Raw genomic sequence first — 1,653 nt, forward strand, 5'->3', positions numbered from 1 at the left:
GGCCATGACGTGATCATCGGCGGCTCGGCGCAGGACAACGTGCTGGGCGACGCCTGGGTGATCACCAGCAACGGCGTCGGCGGCGCGGACCGCCTGCACGGGTTCCGCGGCGACGACAATCTGTTCGGCGACTCCTTCAGCATGATCGGCAAGTCGAAAGGCGGCGGCGACCAGTTGTTCGGCGGCTGGGGCCACGACAACCTGTTCGGCGATGCCTTCGAGATGTGCCACCAGGCTCAGGGCGCCAACGACAACCTGTTCGGCGACCTCGGCCGGGACAATCTGTTCGGCGATGCCTACGAAATGTGGGACCGGGTCTGGGGCTCCGCCGATCAGCTGTTCGGCGGCCAGGGCGACGACCGGCTGTTCGGCGACAGCTACTCGATGGCCGGCGAGTCGCGGGGCGGCCGCGACAAGCTGAATGGCGGGGACGGCTGGGACAACTTGTTCGGCGACGCCTACGAGATGTCCGGGCGGGCCTGGGGCCAGAACGACAAGCTGGAAGGCGGGGCTGGCCACGACAACCTGTTCGGCGATGCGTTCGAGGCCGGCATCGGCGCCAAGGCCGTGGATGTGCGCGGCGGCGACGACGTGCTGATTGGCGGCAGCGGCAACGACGCGCTCTGGGGCGACTTCGCCAACATTGACGGCAACGTCACTACCGGCCGCGACATCTTCATGTTCCACCAGGGCAGCGGCCAGGACCTGATCCTCGACTTCGAGACCGGCAAGGACCTGATCGACATCCGTGACTACGGCTTTGCCCGGTTCGCCGACCTCACCCTGGTCGACAACGGCTCCAGCGCGGTGGCGGTGCTGCTCGACCCCGACGGGCGCAACCAGATCCTGGTGCAGAACCTGGCGCAGACCCCGCTCGAGCTCAGCGCGCGCGACTTCCTGGTCGCCTGACGCTGGCGACGCGGGCCGGCAGCCGGCGGCAACGGGGCATGGGGCCTATCCCGCTATGACGCGGCCCGCGCGAAAATGTTGCGCGATTATGTATGTTCTGTAATCATCTCCATCGGACCGGGCAGCGGCAGCGCCGATGCCCGGTCCGCGGTGTTTTGAACTTCACGACGCTTGGGTCCCTGTTCCGGAGGATATACCAGGGCCAGGCGGCGAAGGTCAGCCGGGCGACCCGTTGCGCTGCAAGAACATCTGCGGCGATCTTCGAGAATAAAAAGCGGTAGCGAAACCATTCCTTCATTCAGAGGTCACCATGATCGTTGTCGGCGTCCCAGGCTGATGCCGGCAGGAGATTTCGATGAAGACCTTGCAGGCGATCTTGTGCTCGACCGCCATCATCACCCTGTTCGTCGGCACCGCCCTCGCCGCCACCAGCGGCGGCGAGGGCCTGTTGCCGAGGCAGCAGGCGCAACTGGATGACGGCCGGCGCGGGGCCGACGATCCGCAGGGCGACGACCGGCGCGGACGGGGCACCGACGACTCTCCGGGGGATGTGCGCCAGGGTCGTGGCACCGATGACTCCCCGGGTGATACGCGGCGCGGACGGGGCACCGATGACGGCCCCGGTAACAGCCGGCGTGGGCGAGGCACCGATGACGGACCCGGCCATGACCACGGCCGCCACAGCTCCCATGGCGGCACCGGCGACGACCATGGCGGCCGGCACGGCGGCGACAGCCGGAGCGG

The 1,653-nt window shown here is 67.9% G+C and carries 1 protein-coding gene and 1 pseudogene; both read left to right on the plus strand.

Annotated features, from left to right (window positions below; translation table 11 throughout):
* Nucleotides 1–909, plus strand: a 909-nt coding sequence (locus tag EQG76_RS19345) for a calcium-binding protein (RefSeq protein ID WP_159715992.1), incomplete at its 5' end; no start/stop codon positions are given.
* 355 nt (nt 910–1,264) lie between these two features.
* Nucleotides 1,265–1,653: pseudogene (locus EQG76_RS19350) on the plus strand (hypothetical protein); the annotation flags it as partial.

The organism is Geminicoccus flavidas, assembly GCF_009806515.1.
In the GTDB taxonomy this organism is placed as follows: domain Bacteria; phylum Pseudomonadota; class Alphaproteobacteria; order Geminicoccales; family Geminicoccaceae; genus Geminicoccus; species Geminicoccus flavidus.